Below are 17,811 nucleotides of genomic sequence, written 5' to 3' on the forward strand. Positions count from 1 at the left end.
GACGGCAGAGGGCTGAGAGCCACACCCGACACCCCTGGGTGAGCCAACCTTACGAGTGGCTCGCTCATCCCAACCAACAACGTAGGGAGGGCTGACCCCCCACGAGAACGGCTGTGGGCCGCGGCCTCCCCCGACGGGGAGACCGCGGCCCACAGCCTTCGCTACGTCCCTGCGTTACTTCTTCTTGCGCTTCTCGCGGACCCGGACCGAGATCGAGATCGGGGTGCCCTCGAAGCCGAACTCCTCGCGCAGCCGGCGCTCGACGAACCGCCGGTAGCCGGCCTCCAGGAAGCCGGAGGCGAACAGCACGAACCGCGGCGGACGGACGCCCGCCTGGGTGCCGAACAGGATGCGCGGCTGCTTGCCGCCGCGGATCGGGTGCGGGTGCGAGGCGACCAGCTCGCCGAGGAAGGCGTTCAGCCGGGCGGTCGGGATCCGGGTCTCCCAGCCGGCCAGCGCGGTCTCGATCGCCGGGACCAGCTTCTCCATGTGCCGGCCGGTCTTCGCGGAGACGTTCACCCGCGGCGCCCACTGCACCTGGACCAGGTCGCGCTCGATCTCGCGCTCCAGGTAGTACCGGCGCTCCTCGTCCAGCTGGTCCCACTTGTTGTACGCGATGACCACGGCGCGCCCGGCCTCGACGGCCATCGAGATGATCCGGGTGTCCTGCTCGGCGAGCGTCTCGCTGGCGTCGATCAGGACCACCGCCACCTCTGCCTTGTCCAGCGCCGAGGAGGTGCGCAGCGAGGCGTAGAAGTCCGCGCCGGCGGTCAGGTGGACCCGGCGGCGGATACCGGCGGTGTCGATGAACTTCCAGGTCTTGCCGCCGAGTTCGATCAGCTCGTCGACCGGGTCGCGGGTGGTGCCGGCCAGCTCGTTGACCACCACCCGGTCCTCGCCGGCGACCTTGTTCAGCAGGCTGGACTTGCCGACGTTCGGGCGGCCGATCAGCGCGACGCGGCGCGGTCCGCCGATGCCCTGCCCGTCGCCGAACAGCTGCGGCGGGGCCTCCGGCAGGACCTTCAGCACGGCGTCCAGCAGGTCGCCGGAGCCGCGGCCGTGCAGCGCCGAGACGGGGTACGGCTCGCCGAGGCCCAGCGACCACAGGTACGCGGCCTCCGCCTCGGTGGACGGGCCGTCGACCTTGTTGGCGCACAGCACCACGGGCTTGCCGGAGCGGCGGATCAGCTTGACCAGCGCGTCGTCGGTGTCGGTGGCGCCGACCTTGGCGTCCACCACGAACAGCACCGCGTCGGACTGCTCGATGCCGAGTTCGGCCTGGCCGGCGACCATCGCGTCGAGGCCGAGGACGTCGATCTCCCAGCCGCCGGTGTCCAGCACCTTGAAGCGGCGGCCGGCCCACATCGCCTCGTAGCTGACCCGGTCGCGGGTCACGCCCGGGCGGTCCTCGACGACCGCCTCGCGGCGGCCGATGATCCGGTTGACCAGGGTGGACTTGCCGACGTTCGGGCGGCCGACGATGGCCAGCACCGGCAGCGGGCCGTGCCCTTCCAGGTCGGAGTCCACCTCGTCGGCGTCGAAGCCCTCCTCGGCGGCCAGTGCCATGAACTCGGCGTACTCGTCGTCGCCGAGCGCGCCGTGGTGGGTCGTCGTGTCGTTGCTCATACTGCGTGTTCCGTTTCCCGGCCCGGCCCTTCCCAGGGGCGTGCCGTGCGTACCTGCCCGGGGGCAGCGCGGACCGCGCGGATCTCGCGCGGTCGGATGGTGCGGGGGTCAGGCGGCGGTGAGGCCGGCCCGATGCTCGACCAGGGCGGTGATCGTGTCGATCACCTGGTCGAGGGTGAGTTCGCTGGTGTCGACCAGCTCGGCGTCGGCGGCCCGGGTCAGCGGGGCGGTCTCCCGGGAGGAGTCCGCGGCGTCCCGGCGGGCCAGGTCGGCGGCCATCGCGGTGATGGTCGCCTCGTCCACGCCCTTGGCTCGCAGCTCGGCCGCGCGCCGCGCGGCGCGGGCGTGCTCGGAGGCGGTCAGGAAGACCTTCACGGTGGCGTCCGGGAACACCACGGTCCCCATGTCGCGGCCCTCCGCGACGATGCCGCGCTCGACGTGCGAGGCGCAGCCGCGCTGCAGCTCCACCAGCCGTGCCCGCACCGCCGGGACCGCGGACACCGCGCTGACCTTGGCGGTCACCTCGGGCCCGCGGATCGGGCCGGAGACGTCCTGCCCGTCCACCGTTATGGTCGGCCCAGCGGCGTCCGTGCCCGAGACGATCACCGGCTTGGCGCAGGCGATCGCCACCGCCTCCGGGTCGTCCACGTCCACGTCGTTGGCGAGCATCCACCAGGTCATCGCCCGGTACATGGCGCCGGTGTCCAGGAAGCTCAGCCCAAGCCGCGCGGCGACCGCCCGCGACACGGTGGACTTCCCGGAGCCCGAAGGTCCGTCGATCGCGACGACGACCGGGCTGCTCGACGCTCGGTCGACACTCTCCACGGGACGAAACCTCTCTCTCGGGGCACACGGACTCCCCTCAAGGTTAATGGACGGCAACAGCTAGTCCCGTACGCTCCAACCGCGCTCGCGCAGGCCCGCCGTGAGCGGCTTCACGGCGCCGGGGGCCACCGCTATCTGGACGTGGCCGACCTGCTGGCCGGTCGAGTGCTCGATGCTGACGTCCTCGATGTTGACGCCGAGCGCACCGACCTCGCCGAACAGCCGGCCGAGTTCGCCGGGCTGGTCGCCGAGGACGACCGCGACGGTCTCGTACCGGGTCGGCGGGGCGCCGTGCTTGCCGGGGATGCGGGACTGGCCGGTGTTGCCGCGGCGCATCACGGCCTCGATGCCGGCCGCCCCGGAACGGCGCTCGCCCTCGTCGGCGGCCTGCAGCGCCCGCAGCGCGGTGACGGTGTCCGCGAGGTCCGCGGCCAGGTCGTCCAGGACGTCGGCGACCACGCCCGCGTTGGCGGAGAGGATGTCGATCCACATCGCGGGGTTGGAGGCCGCGATCCGGGTGACGTCGCGCACGCCCTGCCCGGACAGCCGCACCGCGGTCTCGTCGGCGTGCTCCAGCCGCGCGGCGACCAGCGAGGAGAGCAGTTGCGGCGCGTGCGAGACCAGCGCGACGGCCCGGTCGTGGTCGGCGGCGTCCATCACGATCGGCATCGCCCCGCACAGCGCGACGAGTTCCAGTGCGGCGTTCAGCGTCTCGGTGTCGGTGTCCGCGGTCGGGGTGAGCACCCACGGCCGGCCCTCGAACAGGTCGGCGCGGGCGGCCAGCGGACCGGAGCGCTCCCGGCCCGCCATCGGGTGCGAGCCGATGTAGTGGACGGTGTCCAGGCCGAGCGCGGTGATCTCGGCCCGCGGCCCGGCCTTCACGCTGGCGACGTCGGTGTACCACCGGGCGAGGCCGCGGCGCTGGCAGTCGGCCAGCACCTTGCCCACCAGCGCGGGCGGCACCGCGATCACCGCCAGGTCGACCGGCCCCTCGGGCGGCTCCGTGGTCCCCGCCCCGAGCGAGGCGGCCGTGCGCGCCGCGTCCTGGTCGGCGTCCTCCAGGTACACGCTCAGACCGCGACCGGTGAGCGCGAGCGCGGCGGAGGTGCCGATCAGTCCGGTGCCGATGACGGCGGCTGTACGCATGGCGGGTACTCGTCTCCCGGGTGCGATCCCTGCCCGACGATCCAAACGCCGCCGGTCCGGCCTCATCCTCTCGCACCCGCACCCCCCACCGCACCCGCCACCACCTCCCACGCCGACGCCACCCGCTCCCCCGCACCAAACCGTCCCGCTGCTCCGCCGACGCCCCACTGCCTCTGCCATCCCCCCACCAAACCCTCCCCCCGATCCGCCGGCACCCCACCATCTCTGCCATCCCCCCTCGTCAAACCCTCCCTCCGATCGGCCGACGCCCCTCCGCTTCTGCGCTCCCCCACCAAACCCTCCCCCCGATCCGCCGACGCCCCGCCACTTCTGCCATCCCCCCTCGTCAAACCCTCCCTCCGATCCGCCGACGCGCAGGGGAAATCCGGGTCCCGTGACGGGGGTTGGGTGCAGACTGGGCGCCCGGGTCCGGGGTTCGGGCGCTGGGATGCGAGGGGGCAGGGTGGCAGAGCAGGCGGTGTGGGAGTCGAGGCTGGAGTCGGTGGTGGTGCACGCGGTGGGCGCGGTGTGCCGTCGCCGCGCCTCGGGGGTGCTGCCGGCGGACGGCCGGGTGCGGGTGGCGGGGCTGCCGCGGGTCGCGGCGGAGGGCTCGCTGCGGGTCAGGGTGCTGGCGGGCGCCGCACGGGTCGCCGAGGCCCGCGTGGAGCACCTCTCGCGGGTCCGGGAGGAAGACGAACTCCCGTCCTGGGAGCGCGAGTTGGAAGAGCTCGGCGAGCGCCGCGACGCGCTGTCGGAGCGCATCGACCGGCTGGACGCCCGGATCGCCGAGGTCGCGGCGTTGCGCGCGGTGCCGCCGCAGCGCCGCCGCGACGAGCCGCACCGCAGGGCCCCGGCCGAGTCGGTGCTGGCGCTGGCCGAGTTCGTGGACGCCCGGCTGGCGGTGCTGCACGAGCGGGCGGTGGAGCTGGCACAGGAGTTGCGGCTGGCGGAGCACGCCTGGGAGGTGGCGTACACCAGGGCCCGGCAGGGGTCGACGGCCGAGCAGCCGGGTGCGCTGGCCACCGGCGCGCAGGCGGTACTGACGGTGCGCGGCGAGGGCCCGGTGGAGCTGGAGGTGGAGTACGCGGTGCCCGGCGCGGTGTGGGTGCCGACGTACCAGCTGACGCACCGCCAGGGCGAGCCGTCGGCGCGGCTGGTGCTGCGGGCGTCGGTGGCGCAGCGCACCGGCGAGGACTGGCTGGGGGTGCGCCTGGCGCTGTCGACGGCGGACCTGGCCCGGCCGACCGGCCTGCCGCGGCTGCGTTCGCTGCGGATCGGCCGCCGCCAGGACGCGCCCGCGCCGTCGGGGTGGCGGGCGCAGCCGGCCGGCCTGGGCGAGTTGTTCGCGGGCTGGTCGGACGCCCAGCCGTCGAAGCCGCTGCCGCAGTCGGCGCCGATCGCGGTCGGCGCGGCCGCGCCGTCGGCGTCGGGGTTCGGCGAGCCGATGGCGAAGGAGTCGGCGAAACGGGCCCGCCGTTCGGCGCCGCCGGGCGCCCCGGCCGCGCCGGGGTTCGCCCCGCAGGCGCAGCCGATGGCGGGCGGCCCGGTGCCGATGCCGGTGCCGCCGCCGGCCCCGATGGCCGCGATGCCCGCCCCGGGCGGCTACGGCGGCGCCGGGGCGGCCCGTCAGGGCTTCGCGGCCGACTACTCCGCCCTCGCGGAGCCGGAGCCGGAGCCGTCCGCCCCGGCGGGCCCGCGCCCGTCCGCGGATCAGTTGGACTACGCGCAGCTGACGCTGGCAGGCCCGGACGAGGACGACGTCCGCCGCGGCCGGCTGTTCCCGCAGCCGGCGCCGCAGGCGGCGGACGCGCTGCGCCGCGCGGAGGCGGTGGGCCGCCTGCCGCTGCCGGGCCACGCGGTGCGGCCGCGGGAGTCCGCGGGCTCGTTCGACCACCGCTACGACGCGGCGGCGCCGGCCGACATCCCGTCCGACGGGGTCTGGCACACCGTCACGGTGGCGGAGCTGCCGGTGGGCGTGGAGACCGGCTACGTGTGCGTGCCGTCGGTGGAGGAGGCGGTGTACGCGACGCTGCGGCTGGCGAACGGCACCGGGCAGGCGCTGCTGGCCGGGCCGGTGGAGGTGTCGGTGGACGGCGACTTCCTGCTGACGGCGGCGCTGCCGACGCTGGCGCCGGGCGGCTCCCGGCAGGTCGGTCTGGGCCGGGCGGACGGGGTGCGGGTGGCCCGGCACTCGGAGGTCCGGGAGTCCACCTCGGGGGTGTTGAACTCGACGACGGTGCTGGACCACCGGGTGCGGATCGAGCTGGTGAACCGGCTGCCGCATCCGGCGCTGGTGGAGGTCCGCGAGCGGGTGCCGGTGAGCGGCGAGGGGGAGGTGCGGATCGAGGAGCGCCCGGGCTGGTCGCCTCCTGACGAGCCGTCGGCGGCCGTCCCGCCGTCGGCCCGGATCCGCCGCGTCGAGGTGCCCGCCGGGGGTTCGGCGGAGCTGGAAGGCGGCTATGTGATCCGTATCCCGGCCGGCAGGGCCGTGGTCGGCGGAAACCGGAGGAGCTGAACGTGGACGACGAGACGATCGCTCTGCCGGTCACCGCGGTGACCTGTCTGGAGGACCGGGCGCAACTTGAGCGCACCGCCGAGCTGGAGCTGACGCCGGGCGTGCAGCGGCTGCGGCTGGGCCCGGTGACGGCGCTGGCGGTGGACCGCACCCTGCACGCCGAACTGCTCGACCCCGCGACGGCCGAGGCCGCCGCGGCCGCCCGGGTGCTGGACGCCCGGCTGGTGCGCTCCTGGCAGCCGCCGGCGCCGCTGCCGCCGACCGCGGACGACTCGGCGCTGCGCCGCCGGGTGCACGAGCTGGAGCGCGCGCACCTCGCCGAGTCGCGCCGCCAGGAGCGGCTGCAGGCCCGCCTGGCGCTGCTCGGCCAGTTGGCGGCCGACCTGCTGCGGGAGATCGGCGAGGGCGCGGGCAGCGGCGAGCTGGAGCAGGCCCGCTGGTCGCGCGAGCTGGACCGGGTGGACGCCGAACGGGAGTCCTACGGCGAGCAGTTGCGGGCCGCCCGGCAGCGCGCGGTGGAGCTGGCCGCCGAGCTGGCGCAGGCCGAGGAGGAGCTGGCGCTGGCCGAGCAGGAGCCGGCCGAGCTGGTCGCGTTCGTCGAGCTGACGGTCGAGGCCGGGGCGGCGCAGCGGGTGCTGGCCAGGGTCGGGCACCTGACGCCGTGTGCGCTGTGGCGGCCCGCCTACCGGGCGGAGCTGGTCGACGGGGCGCTGCGGCTGGAGACCGAGGCGGTGGTGTGGCAGCGCACCGGCGAGGACTGGTCGGGGGTGCGGCTGACGCTGTCCACGGCCCGCTCGGCGCTGGCCGGCGAGCCGCCCACGCTGGCGGAGGACCGGCTGTTCCTGCGGGAGCGGTCCGCGCAGGAGAAGAAGACCGTCGAGGTGGAGCTGCGCGAGCAGGCGATCGGCGACGCCGGTCCGCTGGAGCCGGGCCTGCCGGGGGTGGACGACGGCGGCGAGGTGCGGGTGCTGCGGGCCCCGGACCCGGTGTCGGTGCCTGCGGACGGGCGGGCGCACCGGGTGCCGGTGAGCGGCTTCGAGACGGCGGCGCGCAGCGAGTTCACGGCGGCGCCGGAGCTGTCGCCGCTGGTGACCGAGGTGGTGTCGTTCCGCAACGCGTCGGGTCACGCGCTGCTGGCCGGCCCGGTGGACCTGGTCCGCGGCTCGGGCTACACCGGCCGGGGCGCGCTGGAGTTCGCCGCGCCCGGCGCGCCGGTGCGCCTCGCGTTCGGCTCCACCGACGGCTTCCGGGTGGTGCGGGAGGCGGAGGAGCGCCGGGAGGGCGCGGGCCTGGCCGGGCAGCGCACCCTGGTGACCCGCACGGTGCGGCTGCACCTGTCGCGGTTCTCCGGCCCGGAGGAGACGGACGAGCGGGTGGTGGTGCTGCGCGAACGGGTGCCGGTGTCCGAGGTGTCGGCGGTGGAGGTGCGGCTGCGCAAGGAGCAGTGCTCGCCGCCGCCGGACGAACTGGACGGCGAGGGCGTCGCCCGCTGGTCGGTGCCGCTGCCGCCGGGCGGCCGGCGCACCGTGACGCTGGTGTACGAGATCGCGGCGACGGCGAAGGTGGCGGGGCTGTGAGCGGCGGCGGGCGCGCCCGTCGCCCCGTCAGCTCCGGTACAAAAGAGGCATGATCTACCATCTCGCCCCGCTGGACGACTGGCTGCGCGACCCGGGCCGGCCGTACACCGCCGCCTCCCTGCTCACCGACGGCTTCATCCACTGCTCCCCGGACGAGCGGACCGCCCTCGCGGTGGCCAACCTGTTCTTCCGCGAGACGCCGGACCCGCTGATGGCCCTGCTGATCGAGGAGAAGCTGGTCGAGCCGATGGTGAAGTGGGAGGCGGCGTCCGGCAGCCCGCCGCCGGGGACCGCCCCGGGCGTCCTGTTCCCGCACGTCTACGGCCGACTGAACCGGACCGCCGTGATCGGGCTGGAGAAGCTGGAGCGGGGCCCCGACGGGCGCTGGGCCGCGCTGCGGCCGTGGAGCTGACCCGTTTCCCGGCGGAGGCCGCGGACGGCCCCTGACGGGCCGTCCGCGGCCTCACAGCCAGCCGCGCTCGCGGGCCGCCATCCCGGCCTGGAACCGGGTGGTGGCCCCGAGTTCGCGCATCAGGCCCTGCAGCCGGCGCTGGGTGGTGCGGGCGCTCCAGCCCAGCGAGCGGGCGATCGACTCGTCGGTGAGGCCGGCGGCGAGCAGCCCGAGCAGCTTCAGGTGGTCGGAGTCCGGCCCGGGGCCCTCGCCGTCGCCGAGCACGGTCTGCAGCGGCACCGCGCGTTCCCACTCGGCCTCGAACAGCGCGTCCAGCGCCTGCAGCAGGGCGGACGGGTGGATGACGTACGCGGCGTCCAGCACACTGTCGCCGACGCTGATCGGGATGATCGCCATCTTGTCGTCGGCCATCATCATCTTCATCGGCAGCACCGGGCGGACCCGGGCTTCCTCGCCGTCCTCGACGCCGGTGAGGATCTCCTGCTCCAGCCGCCCGGGCCAGGCGATCGCCTCCTTGTCGAAGACGGTGCGGATCCGTACCCCGGACTTGAGCTTGGCCCGCTGCCGGGGCTGCTGCACGGTCGGGTCCTGCACGTACGGCGGGCAGTCGAAGCCGCGGATCTGGTACTGGCTGGACTCCACCAGGTGCTCCAGGCGCTGGGCGATCGCCTCGCCGCCGGTGAGCACCTCCACCGAGTGCGCCGGGTCGGTGTACCGGGAGGCCTCCCGGAAGGCGTCCATCAGCCGGTGCATCTCGGCGCGGGCGCTGCGCAGCTCGGCCTCGCGGTGGCCGATCAGGGTGCCGATGGCGACGTCCGGGGCGACCGCCAGGTAGCGGTCGCGGTCGACCGGCGCGCGGGTGGCCATGCCCTGCTCCGCGAGCCGGTCCAGGGCCTGCCGGCACTGGTCCAGCGTCAGGCCGCAGTGCTCGGCCAGCTCCAGCGCGGTCGACTGCGGCGCCACGACCAGCGCGGCGTACACCTGTCCGTCCGGCCGGCCCAGGCCCAGCACTCCGAATGAGTCGAGCATCGTGGTTCCTTCCCCCGCCGCCCCGTGTCCCCTGTCCCGGGGGTGGCGCACTTCCGCCACGCGCCGAGGCGCGCTTCGGTGGCAATCTTCTGCCACCGGCCCGCGCGCTGACAAGGCCGTGCGGTCAGCCTCACATGTCAAGACCCGGCAAAGTGCGAGGGCCCGCCCGCCGGCGAGCGGCGGACGGGCCCTCGGCGGGGCTGTTACAGCCCGACCTCGTTCATCAGCTGGCCGACCTCCGGGTTGGTCAGGCGGCGCAGCCAGCCGGACTTCTGGTCGCCGAGGGCGATCGGTCCGAAGTGGGTGCGCACCAGCTTCTCCACCGGGAAGCCCACCTCGGCGAGCATCCGCCGCACGATGTGCTTGCGGCCCTCGTGCAGGGTCACCTCGACGAGGTAGTTCTTGCCGACGTTGGAGATCACCTTGAAGCTGTCGGCACGCGCCCAGCCGTCCTCGAGCTCGACGCCCTTGGCGAGCTGCTTGCCCAGGTCGCGCGGGATCGGGCCCTGGATCGCCGCCAGGTACGTCTTGGTGACGCCGTACTTGGGGTGGGTGAGGCGGTGGGCCAGCTCACCGTGGTTGGTGAGCAGGATGATGCCCTCGGTCTCGGTGTCCAGCCGTCCGACGTGGAACAGCCGGGTCTCCCGGTTGGTGACGTAGTCGCCGAGGCACTGCCGCCCGTCCGGGTCCTCCATGGTGGAGACCACGCCGGCCGGCTTGTTCAGCGCGAAGAACAGGTACGACTGGGTGGCGACGGTCAGGCCGTCCACCTTGATCTCGTCGTTCATCGGGTCGACGCGCTTGCCCTGCTCGGTGACCAGTCGGCCGTTGACCTCGACCCGGCCCTGCTCGATCAGCTCCTCGCAGGCCCGCCGGCTGCCCATGCCGGCCCGGGCCAGCACCTTCTGCAGGCGCTCGCCCTCCTCGCCGACCTCCTTGCCGGGGCCCTCGTGCCGGGCCAGCACCCGGTCCTCGATGCGGCCCTGCAGCTCCCGGGAGCGCTGCGGCTGGCGCCGCGGGTCGCCGGGTGCGCCCTGCCCGTCCCGGCGCGGCTTGGGGGCCGCTCCGGGCTTGCGGGTGCCGTACGCGCCGCGCGACGGCGTGGCGTTCGGGCCGCCGCCGTACTCGGGCCGGTCGTACTTGCGCTCCTCCGGGCGCAGCGGACGGTCCGGGTAGCGGCGCTCCTCGCCACCGCGCCCGCCGTCCCGCCCGCCGCCGCTGCCGCGCGAACCCCCGTAGGAGCCGCCGCCCGAGCCGCCGCGCGAGGACTGCCCGCCGCGGCCGCCGCCGCTGCCGCCGTAGGACGAGCCGCCCCGGCCCCCGCCCTGCTGGCGGCCGCGACCCTGCCCGCTCTGTCCACCCCGGCCGCCGCCGCCACTGTTCCTGCCGTTGCCACTGCTACGCATCAAAAATGTCCGTACGTCGTATCCGTCTAGTCGGCCTGGTTTGGCCCGTCCTGTGCGGCGGCGACCGCCTCCGCGATCATCGTGCCCTCCAGGGACTCCGCTTCCACGTCGTCGACCTCGGGCAGGAAGGGCGCGAGCTCCGGCAGCTCGTCCAGGCCGCGCAGCCCCATCCGTTCCAGGAAGTAGTTCGTCGTCCGATACAGGATCGCTCCGGTTTCGGGCTCGGTGCCGGCTTCTTCGACCAGCCCTCGCTGTACCAGGGTACGCATCACGCCGTCACAGTTCACACCACGGACCGCCGAGACCCGTCCGCGCGACACCGGCTGCCGGTAGGCGACCACCGCCAGCGTCTCCAGCGCGGCCTGCGTGAGGCGGGCCTGCTGGCCGTCCAGAACGAACCGGTCCACCGCCTCCGAGCAGGCAGCCCGGCTGTAGAACCGCCATCCGCCGGCCACCAGGCGCAGCTCGAAACCGCGCCCCTGCGCGGTGTACTCGGCCGCCAGCTGACGCAGCGTCAGCGCCACCTCGTCGCGGCGCGCCTCCAGCACGTTGGCGAGGTGCCCCTCGGCGACCGGTTCGTCCGCGATCATCAGCACGGCCTCCAGCGCGGCCCGCAGCGGCACCCCCTCGGCGGGCCGCTCGACCGGGGGCTCCGCCGGTGCGGGCGCGGGCAGCGCCGGCGCCGGCAGCGGCTCCGGCAGTGCCTCCTGCCGCATGGCGACCACCCGCTCGACCGGCTCGACGCGCTGCTCGCCGTCCGGGTACGCGGACTCCTGCCACTCCTCGGGCCGGCTCTGGCCGGGCAGGCCGAGGGAACGGCGGGGCTGCTTCGCGGTCATCGTGAACCGCCCTCCTCGTTGCTGTCGCCCGGCGGGCGGTCGAACTCGTCGGTCACCTCGACCGGCCGGTCGGCCTCGGCGACCCAGCGCACCAGCAGTTCCCCGAGCGCCTCCGGCTGCTCGAAGTCCAGCGCCTTCTCCCGGTACAGCTCCAGCAGCGCCAGGAAGCGCGCGACCACCACCAGGGTGTTCTCGGCGTCCGCGACCAGGCGGCCGAAGCTGGCCTCGCCGAGCGCGGTCAGCCGGTCCACCACCAGCGCGGCCTGCTCGCGCACGCTGACCGGCGGCATGTGGATGTGGTCGACGTACACGGCCGGCGCGGGCCTGGGGGCGAACGCCTTCGCGGCGAGCTGCGCGAAGCGCTCCGGGCCGATGCTCAGCACCACCTCGGGCAGCAGCTGCGCGTGGTGCGGCTCGAGCCCGACGGTGCGCGGGCGCAGCAGCAGTTCGGCGGCCCAGCGGTCGGCGAGGATCCCGGCGGCCTCCTTGTAGGCCCGGTACTGCAGCAGCCGGGCGAAGAGCAGGTCCCGGGCCTCCAGCAGCGCCAGGTCCTCCTCGTCCTCGACCTCCGCGGCCGGCAGCAGCCTGGCGGCCTTCAGGTCCAGCAGGGTCGCCGCGACCACCAGGAACTCGGTCGCCGCGTCCAGGTCCCAGTCCGGGCCCATCGCCCGGATGTGCGCCACGAACTCGTCGGTGACCTTCGACAGCGCGACCTCGGTGACGTCCAGCTTGTGCTTGGCGATCAGTGCGAGCAGCAGGTCGAACGGGCCCTCGAAGTTCGCCAACCTGACCTGGAACCCCGCGGGCGCCGCAGCTTCACCGTCGCCGACCTTCACCATGACCGTTCATCTTGGCAGACCGCGGGCGCGGCGCCGCGCAGGCCTCACCGCCCGCGCAGCCGCCTCACCAGGATCGATGCCTCGCCGCGCTGCTCCAGATCGGCCAGCACCACCGCGATCGCCTCGCGCACCACCCGGCCGCGGTCGACCGCCAGGCCGTGTTCGCCGCGCAGCACCAGCCGCGCGTGCTCCAGGTCCATCAGTTCCTCGGCGGAGACGTACACGGTGATCTTCTCGTCGTGCCGCTCCCGCCCGGTGGGCCGCCGCGGGGCCCGTCCCCGGGTCCGCACGGTCGCCCGTCGCGCCTCTGCGGGGTCCTCCGCGCGCCCCGCAGCCGCGCCGCCCGGCGCACCGGCCGGGGCTCCGGGCTCCGGCCGGGCCGCCGGCACCTCGGCGGCGCGCCCCGCTCCCTCGCCCTCCCGGGCGGGGTTCTCCCGGCCGCCCTCGGCCGGCCGGGCGGGCTCCTGGGAGCCGTTCCGCGCCAGCGAGGGCGACAGGGCCATGCCTCCGGTGGCCCGGAACAGTTCGTCGGCCCCCGGGAGACTCACTCGGCGGGGCGGCACCGGTCGAGCACCTCCCTGGCGAGCTGGCGGTAGGCGGCGGCGCCGACCGAGTTGGTGGCGTACGTGGTGATCGGCTCACCGGCGACGGTGGTCTCCGGGAACCTGACGGTCCGTCCGATGACGGTGTGGAAGACGTGCTCGCCGAACGCCTCGACCACCCTGGCCAGCACCTCGCGCGAGTGCACGGTGCGCGAGTCGTACATGGTGGCGAGGATGCCGTCGAGGCGCAGGTCGGGGTTGAGCCGCTCGCAGACCTTCTCGATGGTCTCGGTGAGCAGCGCGACGCCGCGCAGCGCGAAGAACTCGCACTCCAGCGGCACGATGACGCTGTGAGCGGCCGTCAGGGCATTGACCGTCAGCAGGCCCAGCGAGGGCTGGCAGTCGATGATGACGTAGTCGTAGTCCGACATCAGCGGCTTGAGCGCGCGGGCCAGCGCGGACTCCCGGGCCACCTCGCTGACCAGCTGCACCTCGGCGGCCGACAGGTCGATGTTGGACGGCAGCAGGTCCATGCCGGGGATCGCGGTCTTCAGCAGCACCTCATCGGCCGTCAGGCCCCGCTCCATCAGCAGGTTGTAGACCGTGACGTCGAGTTCCATCGGGTTGACGCCGAGGCCGACCGAGAGCGCGCCCTGCGGGTCGAAGTCCACCAGCAGCACCCGGCGGCCGTACTCGGCGAGCGCCGCGCCCAGGTTGATGGTGGAGGTGGTCTTGCCGACGCCGCCCTTCTGGTTGCACATCGCGATGATCTGCGCGGGGCCGTGCTCGGCGAGCGGCGCGGGGATCGGGAAGTACGGCAGCGGGCGGCCGGTCGGGCCGACCCGCTCGCGGCGCTGGCGGGCCGCGTCGGGAGCCAGGGTGGCGGCGTACTCGGGGTCCGGCTCGTACTCGGCGTCCGGGTCGTCGTAGGGACCGTAGCCGAGGTCGGAGTAGGCCAGGCCGTAGGCGTAGTCGGCGTCGTAGTCGGTGGCGTTGGCCGCCGCGCTCTGACGCGCCTCGAAGGTGCGGACCGCGACCGAGCCGACCTCCTGCGCGCCTACCGTGGCCTGCCGGGCTTCCTCGTTCGCCTGCCCGACGGAGAGCTCCGCCAGTCCTGGCTGACCACCCCCGGGAGCAAATGTCGACTCATTCACAAGTCGTCTTACCTCCTTGGACGTCCAGGACTCTATGTCGATTCGTCAGCGTGGCAGCATGCCAACGGTTTGCGACTCTAGGCCGTTGCGGGCATTCGCAGCAACACAATCCACGGTAGTGGGCGTCAGGTGTCGGCTCTCCACCCGCCCCGTGTCAAGGGATGACCCTAACGTTTCCGAGCGCGTTGCGGGGCGTTGAAGCACCGTCAGGTGTCCTTGTCGACAGAGCGGGTGACAAACCGCACCGAAATTGACCGTCGCCGGACATCCCGTTGTCGCTCGGCATTCCCGCACGCGGGCATGCCGATGCCCCCGGCCCGAAGGGAAGGCGGGCCGGGGGCAGCAGCGGGTGACGCGACGTCAGGCGAGCACGCTCTCCAGGGAGACCGACTCCAGGCCGAAGGCCTCGGCGACCGCCGGGAAGGTGATCTGGCCCTCGTGAACGTTCAGGCCCTTGGCGAGCGCGGCGTCGCGGCGCAGCGCCTCCTTCCACCCGCGGTTCGCCAGCTCCACCACGTAGGGCAGGGTGGCGTTGGTCAGCGCGTAGGTGGAGGTGTTGGGGACGGCGCCCGGCATGTTGGCCACGCAGTAGAACACCGAGTTGTGGACCTCGAAGGTCGGGTTCGCGTGGGTGGTCGGGTGCGAGTCCTCGAAGCAGCCGCCCTGGTCGATCGCGATGTCGACGAGCACCGAGCCCGGCTTCATCCGGGAGACCAGCTCGTTGGTGACCAGCTTGGGGGCTTTGGCGCCGGGGATCAGCACCGCGCCGATCACCAGGTCGGCCTCGAGGACGGCCTTCTCCAGCTCGAAGGAGTTGGACATGATCGCCTTGATCTTCGTGCCGAAGATCTTGTCGGCCTCGCGCAGCTTGTTGATGTCGCGGTCCAGCAGGGTCACGTCGTAGCCCATGCCGATGGCGATGGTGGCCGCGTGCCAGCCGGAGACGCCACCGCCGATGACGACCGCCTTCGCCGGGTGGGTGCCGGGCACGCCGCCGGGGAGGGTGCCGCGGCCGCCGGCCGGACGCATCAGGTGGTACGAGCCGACCTGCGGGGCCAGCCGGCCCGCGACCTCGGACATCGGGGCGAGCAGGGGCAGCGCGCCGTTGGACAGCTGCACCGTCTCGTAGGCGATCGCGGTGGTGCCGGAGGCGACCAGCGCGTCGGTGCCGGCCCGGTCGGCCGCGAGGTGCAGGTAGGTGAAGAGGGTCTGGCCCTTGCGCAGGCGGTGGTACTCCTCCGCGATCGGCTCCTTGACCTTCAGCAGCAGGTCGGCGGCGGCCCACACCTCGTCGGCGGTGGGGAGGATGGTGGCGCCGGCGGCCACGTACTCCTCGTTGGGGATCGAGGAGCCGAGACCGGCGTTGTCCTCGATGACGACCTCGTGTCCGTTGCGGACCAGCTCATGCACGCCGGCGGGCGTGATGGCCACGCGGTACTCGTGGTTCTTGACCTCGCGGGGGATGCCGACCTTCACGGCTAAACACGTCCTCTTGCCATGGGGGTCCCTACCGGAGAAGACCGGCGGGCGACGCGCAAGCGGGGGGCACAACGGATACACCGGTGCATAGAACTATGCGCGACTGAGTTCGAGTGTAATGAAGCCCAGGCGACGTGTCAGCCTTCCAAACTGACTAAATCAGCCGGACCCATTGGCAGGTTCGTAGGCTTGCACGCGATCTGGGGCCACATTGCGGGGCGAACTCCGCATCTACGACACTACTCCGAAAGCGGTCGGAGGCCTTCCTGCTCCAGGTGCCGCTGAAGCCGTGCCAACAGTGCGCCGACCGCCTGCTCACCCTGCGTGTCGCCCAGCCGGCGCAGCACCGCGCCCGCCGCCCGGTACTCGCGCACCGCCTCCTCGAAGCGCCGCAACCCGGTGTGCGCCTCCGCCAGCCGCACCAGCAGCCGGGCCTGCCCCGGCTGGTCGTCGAGGCCCTGCCGCAGCGCCAGCGCCCGGCCGTACGCGTCGGCGGCGCGCACCGGGTCGCCGAGCGCCCGGTGGCAGTGGCCCACACCCTCCAGCGCGCGGGCGCACCCGGCCTCGTCACCCGCCCCCCGGGACAGCTCGACCGCCCGCCGGAACCGCTCGGCGGCGATCTCGTGCCGGCCCGCGGCGGCCTGCAGCTCCGCCAGGTTCAGCAGCGCGGCGGCGGCCCGCCGGGGAGCGCCCTGCCGCTCGGCGACCTTCAGCACCGACTCGTGCAGCTCGTGCAGCTCCGCCGGCGCGGCCTCCCCGGTCAGCGGAAGCGCCCGCAGCAGCGCCGTCACCAGCCGGCCCGCCGAACCGTCCAGATCGCCCTGGCCGACCGCGTCCCGGACCGCCGCCAGCAGACCCTCGCGCTCCTCGCGCATCCACCAGCCGGCCTGCGCGGCGCTGCGCAGCCGCAGCGGGCCCGGCAGCGGATCCGGGTTCGGCCCGGCGGCCGGGTCGAGCAGCAGGCGCGCCGAGTCGACCAGCCGCACCAGCCGCTCCAGCAACCGGGCCCGTGCCAGCTCCACCTCGGCCGGCCGGTCGCGCTCCTCGCGCAGCTCCACCAGCCGCCCGTACAACCGCGCCGGCACCCGGTAGCGCTCGGTGCCGTCGGCGGCGGCCGGCTCCCGCTCCAGCAGTTCCAGCCCGGCGAGCTCCGCCAGGTGCTCCCCGGCGTCCGGCGCCGGGCAGCCCATCAGCGCGGACGCGGTGCGCAGGTCCACCAGCTGCCCCGGTGCCAGCGTGACCAGCCGCAGCAGCCTCGCCCGCGCCGCCGGCAGCCGCCGGTACACCAGCTCGAACGCGCCGCGCAGCGGATCCCCCTCCACCACCGGCACCGGCGCGTGCTCCGCGCCCGGCCCGGCCTGCGCCGCACCCGACGCCTGGTCGCCGCCCGCCGCGGCCGTGTCCCGCCCCGTCGCCGCGCGCCCACCGGCCTTCGCACCCGGGTCGCCGCCCGCCCGGCCGGGCCGCTCACCGCCCGCCTTGCCCGCGCGGGAGCGCTCCCGCTTCTTCGGCCGGGTCCGCTCCTCCTCCACCGGCGCGGGCCGCAACTCGGTCGCCGCCTCGGTCACCGCGGCCCGCGGGTTGGCCCGCAGCCAGGAGGCCATCAACCGCAGTGCGGCCGGACGCGCGGCGCACGCCTCGGCGAGCTCCGCGGCGCCCACCGGGTCACACGAGATCCGGGTCCCGCCGACCAGCTCGCCCAGCAGGTCGACGGCGGAACCCTCGTCGATCCCGCCGAGGATCACCGGGTCGATGCCATCGATCCCGGTGAGCGGCCCGGCCGTGGTCGCCAGCAGCAGCGACTCGGTCTTCTCCGCGAGCAGCGGCCACACCTGCCCGGCGTCGCGAACGTCGTCCAGCAGCACCAGCACCCGACGCGTCGCCAGCGCCTCCCGCAGCGCCTCGCACGCCGGGTCCTCCTCCGCGCCGCCCGGCAGCACGGCGCCGGCCCGCTCCTCGCCGAGCTGGTCGAGCAGCGTCCGGGCGGCCCGCCCGGCACCCACCCGCGACCCGTCCGGCGCGGACAGCCGCGCGTACAGCAACCCGTCCGGGAAGTCGCCCGCCACCGACCGGGCCCAGCGCACCGCCAGCGCGGTGCGCCCAGACCCGGGCCGGCCGGCCAGCACCAGCAGCCGCCCGCGGCCCTCCGCCGGCCGGCCGGCCGCCACCGCGAGCGCCGCCAACTCCGCCGACCGGCCGACGAACGGCAGCGCGCCGACCGGCAGCGCGTCCGACGCCTCGGCCGGCTCCGCCACCGTCGCCGCCGGCTTCGTGTTGATCTGCCTCGCCACCCGCGCCACTCCCGACCAGTCGCTCAGCGGACCGGACCCGCACCGGGTCCTGTCCGCGAAGCGTAGTTCGAGCCGACCCGTCAGCCGAGGTGCCATCCGGTACTACCAACCGGCGAATCACCCCTGTGGAT

14 protein-coding genes are annotated in these 17,811 nt (G+C 74.5%); 3 read left to right on the forward strand and 11 right to left on the reverse strand.

Translation table 11 applies throughout. The annotated features are described in order from the left end of the window. Positions 1-174: 174 nt before the first annotated feature. From der to ACWD4U_RS31450, 3 genes are all read right to left on the reverse strand, one after another. Positions 175-1,626 (reverse strand): ribosome biogenesis GTPase Der, encoded by a 1,452-nt coding sequence (der, locus tag ACWD4U_RS31440; RefSeq protein ID WP_363460452.1) that lies wholly within the window; start codon positions 1,624-1,626, stop codon positions 175-177. A 108-nt stretch (positions 1,627-1,734) separates the two neighbouring features. Then, positions 1,735-2,451 (reverse strand): (d)CMP kinase, encoded by a 717-nt coding sequence (cmk, locus tag ACWD4U_RS31445; RefSeq protein ID WP_363460450.1) that lies wholly within the window; start codon positions 2,449-2,451, stop codon positions 1,735-1,737. 60 nt (positions 2,452-2,511) lie between these two features. Then, positions 2,512-3,597, reverse strand: a complete 1,086-nt coding sequence (locus ACWD4U_RS31450) for a prephenate dehydrogenase (RefSeq protein WP_363460448.1) — start codon at positions 3,595-3,597, stop codon at positions 2,512-2,514. 463 nt (positions 3,598-4,060) lie between these two features. On the opposite strand from ACWD4U_RS31450, the gene ACWD4U_RS31455 reads away from it, so the two are divergent. From ACWD4U_RS31455 to ACWD4U_RS31465, 3 genes are read left to right on the forward strand one after another with little or no spacing between them, the layout of a single operon-like run. After that, positions 4,061-6,112: a DUF4139 domain-containing protein gene (locus ACWD4U_RS31455; RefSeq protein ID WP_363460446.1), complete on the forward strand. Its 2,052-nt coding sequence runs from the start codon at positions 4,061-4,063 to the stop codon at positions 6,110-6,112. Then, positions 6,109-7,689 (forward strand): DUF4139 domain-containing protein, encoded by a 1,581-nt coding sequence (locus tag ACWD4U_RS31460; RefSeq protein ID WP_363460458.1) that lies wholly within the window; start codon positions 6,109-6,111, stop codon positions 7,687-7,689. The genes ACWD4U_RS31455 and ACWD4U_RS31460 overlap by 4 nt, the downstream gene beginning before the upstream one ends. A 49-nt stretch (positions 7,690-7,738) precedes the next feature. Further along, entirely contained in the window at positions 7,739-8,101 is a 363-nt protein-coding gene (locus tag ACWD4U_RS31465) for a DUF952 domain-containing protein (RefSeq protein WP_363460444.1), read from the forward strand. Positions 8,102-8,152: 51 nt separating this feature from the next. Here ACWD4U_RS31465 and ACWD4U_RS31470 read toward each other — a convergent pair whose 3' ends face one another. From ACWD4U_RS31470 to ACWD4U_RS31505, 8 genes are all read right to left on the reverse strand, one after another. Then, a complete protein-coding gene (locus tag ACWD4U_RS31470; protein ID WP_363460442.1) occupies positions 8,153-9,130 on the reverse strand; it encodes a helix-turn-helix domain-containing protein in 978 nt (325 codons plus the stop codon). Positions 9,131-9,333: 203 nt separating this feature from the next. After that, positions 9,334-10,536 (reverse strand): pseudouridine synthase, encoded by a 1,203-nt coding sequence (locus tag ACWD4U_RS31475; protein WP_363460440.1) that lies wholly within the window; start codon positions 10,534-10,536, stop codon positions 9,334-9,336. Positions 10,537-10,562: 26 nt separating this feature from the next. Beyond that, the gene (scpB, locus tag ACWD4U_RS31480; RefSeq protein ID WP_363460438.1) at positions 10,563-11,375 is read right to left on the reverse strand and encodes an SMC-Scp complex subunit ScpB; all 813 of its coding nucleotides are present in this window, start codon (positions 11,373-11,375) and stop codon (positions 10,563-10,565) included. Then, entirely contained in the window at positions 11,372-12,214 is an 843-nt protein-coding gene (locus ACWD4U_RS31485) for a segregation and condensation protein A (RefSeq protein ID WP_363460436.1), read from the reverse strand. Before ACWD4U_RS31485 ends, scpB begins: the two co-directional genes overlap by 4 nt. A gap of 44 nt (positions 12,215-12,258) precedes the next feature. After that, positions 12,259-12,717 (reverse strand): hypothetical protein, encoded by a 459-nt coding sequence (locus tag ACWD4U_RS31490; protein ID WP_363460434.1) that lies wholly within the window; start codon positions 12,715-12,717, stop codon positions 12,259-12,261. 41 nt (positions 12,718-12,758) lie between these two features. Then, entirely contained in the window at positions 12,759-13,868 is a 1,110-nt protein-coding gene (locus ACWD4U_RS31495; protein ID WP_363460456.1) for a ParA family protein, read from the reverse strand. Between the two features lie 402 nt (positions 13,869-14,270). Next, positions 14,271-15,386: an alanine dehydrogenase gene (ald, locus tag ACWD4U_RS31500; RefSeq protein ID WP_363460432.1), complete on the reverse strand. Its 1,116-nt coding sequence runs from the start codon at positions 15,384-15,386 to the stop codon at positions 14,271-14,273. A 242-nt stretch (positions 15,387-15,628) separates the two neighbouring features. Then, a complete protein-coding gene (locus tag ACWD4U_RS31505) occupies positions 15,629-17,680 on the reverse strand; it encodes a tetratricopeptide repeat protein (protein ID WP_363460430.1) in 2,052 nt (683 codons plus the stop codon). Positions 17,681-17,811: the final 131 nt, after the last annotated feature.

Source organism: Kitasatospora sp. NPDC002522 (assembly GCF_053595195.1).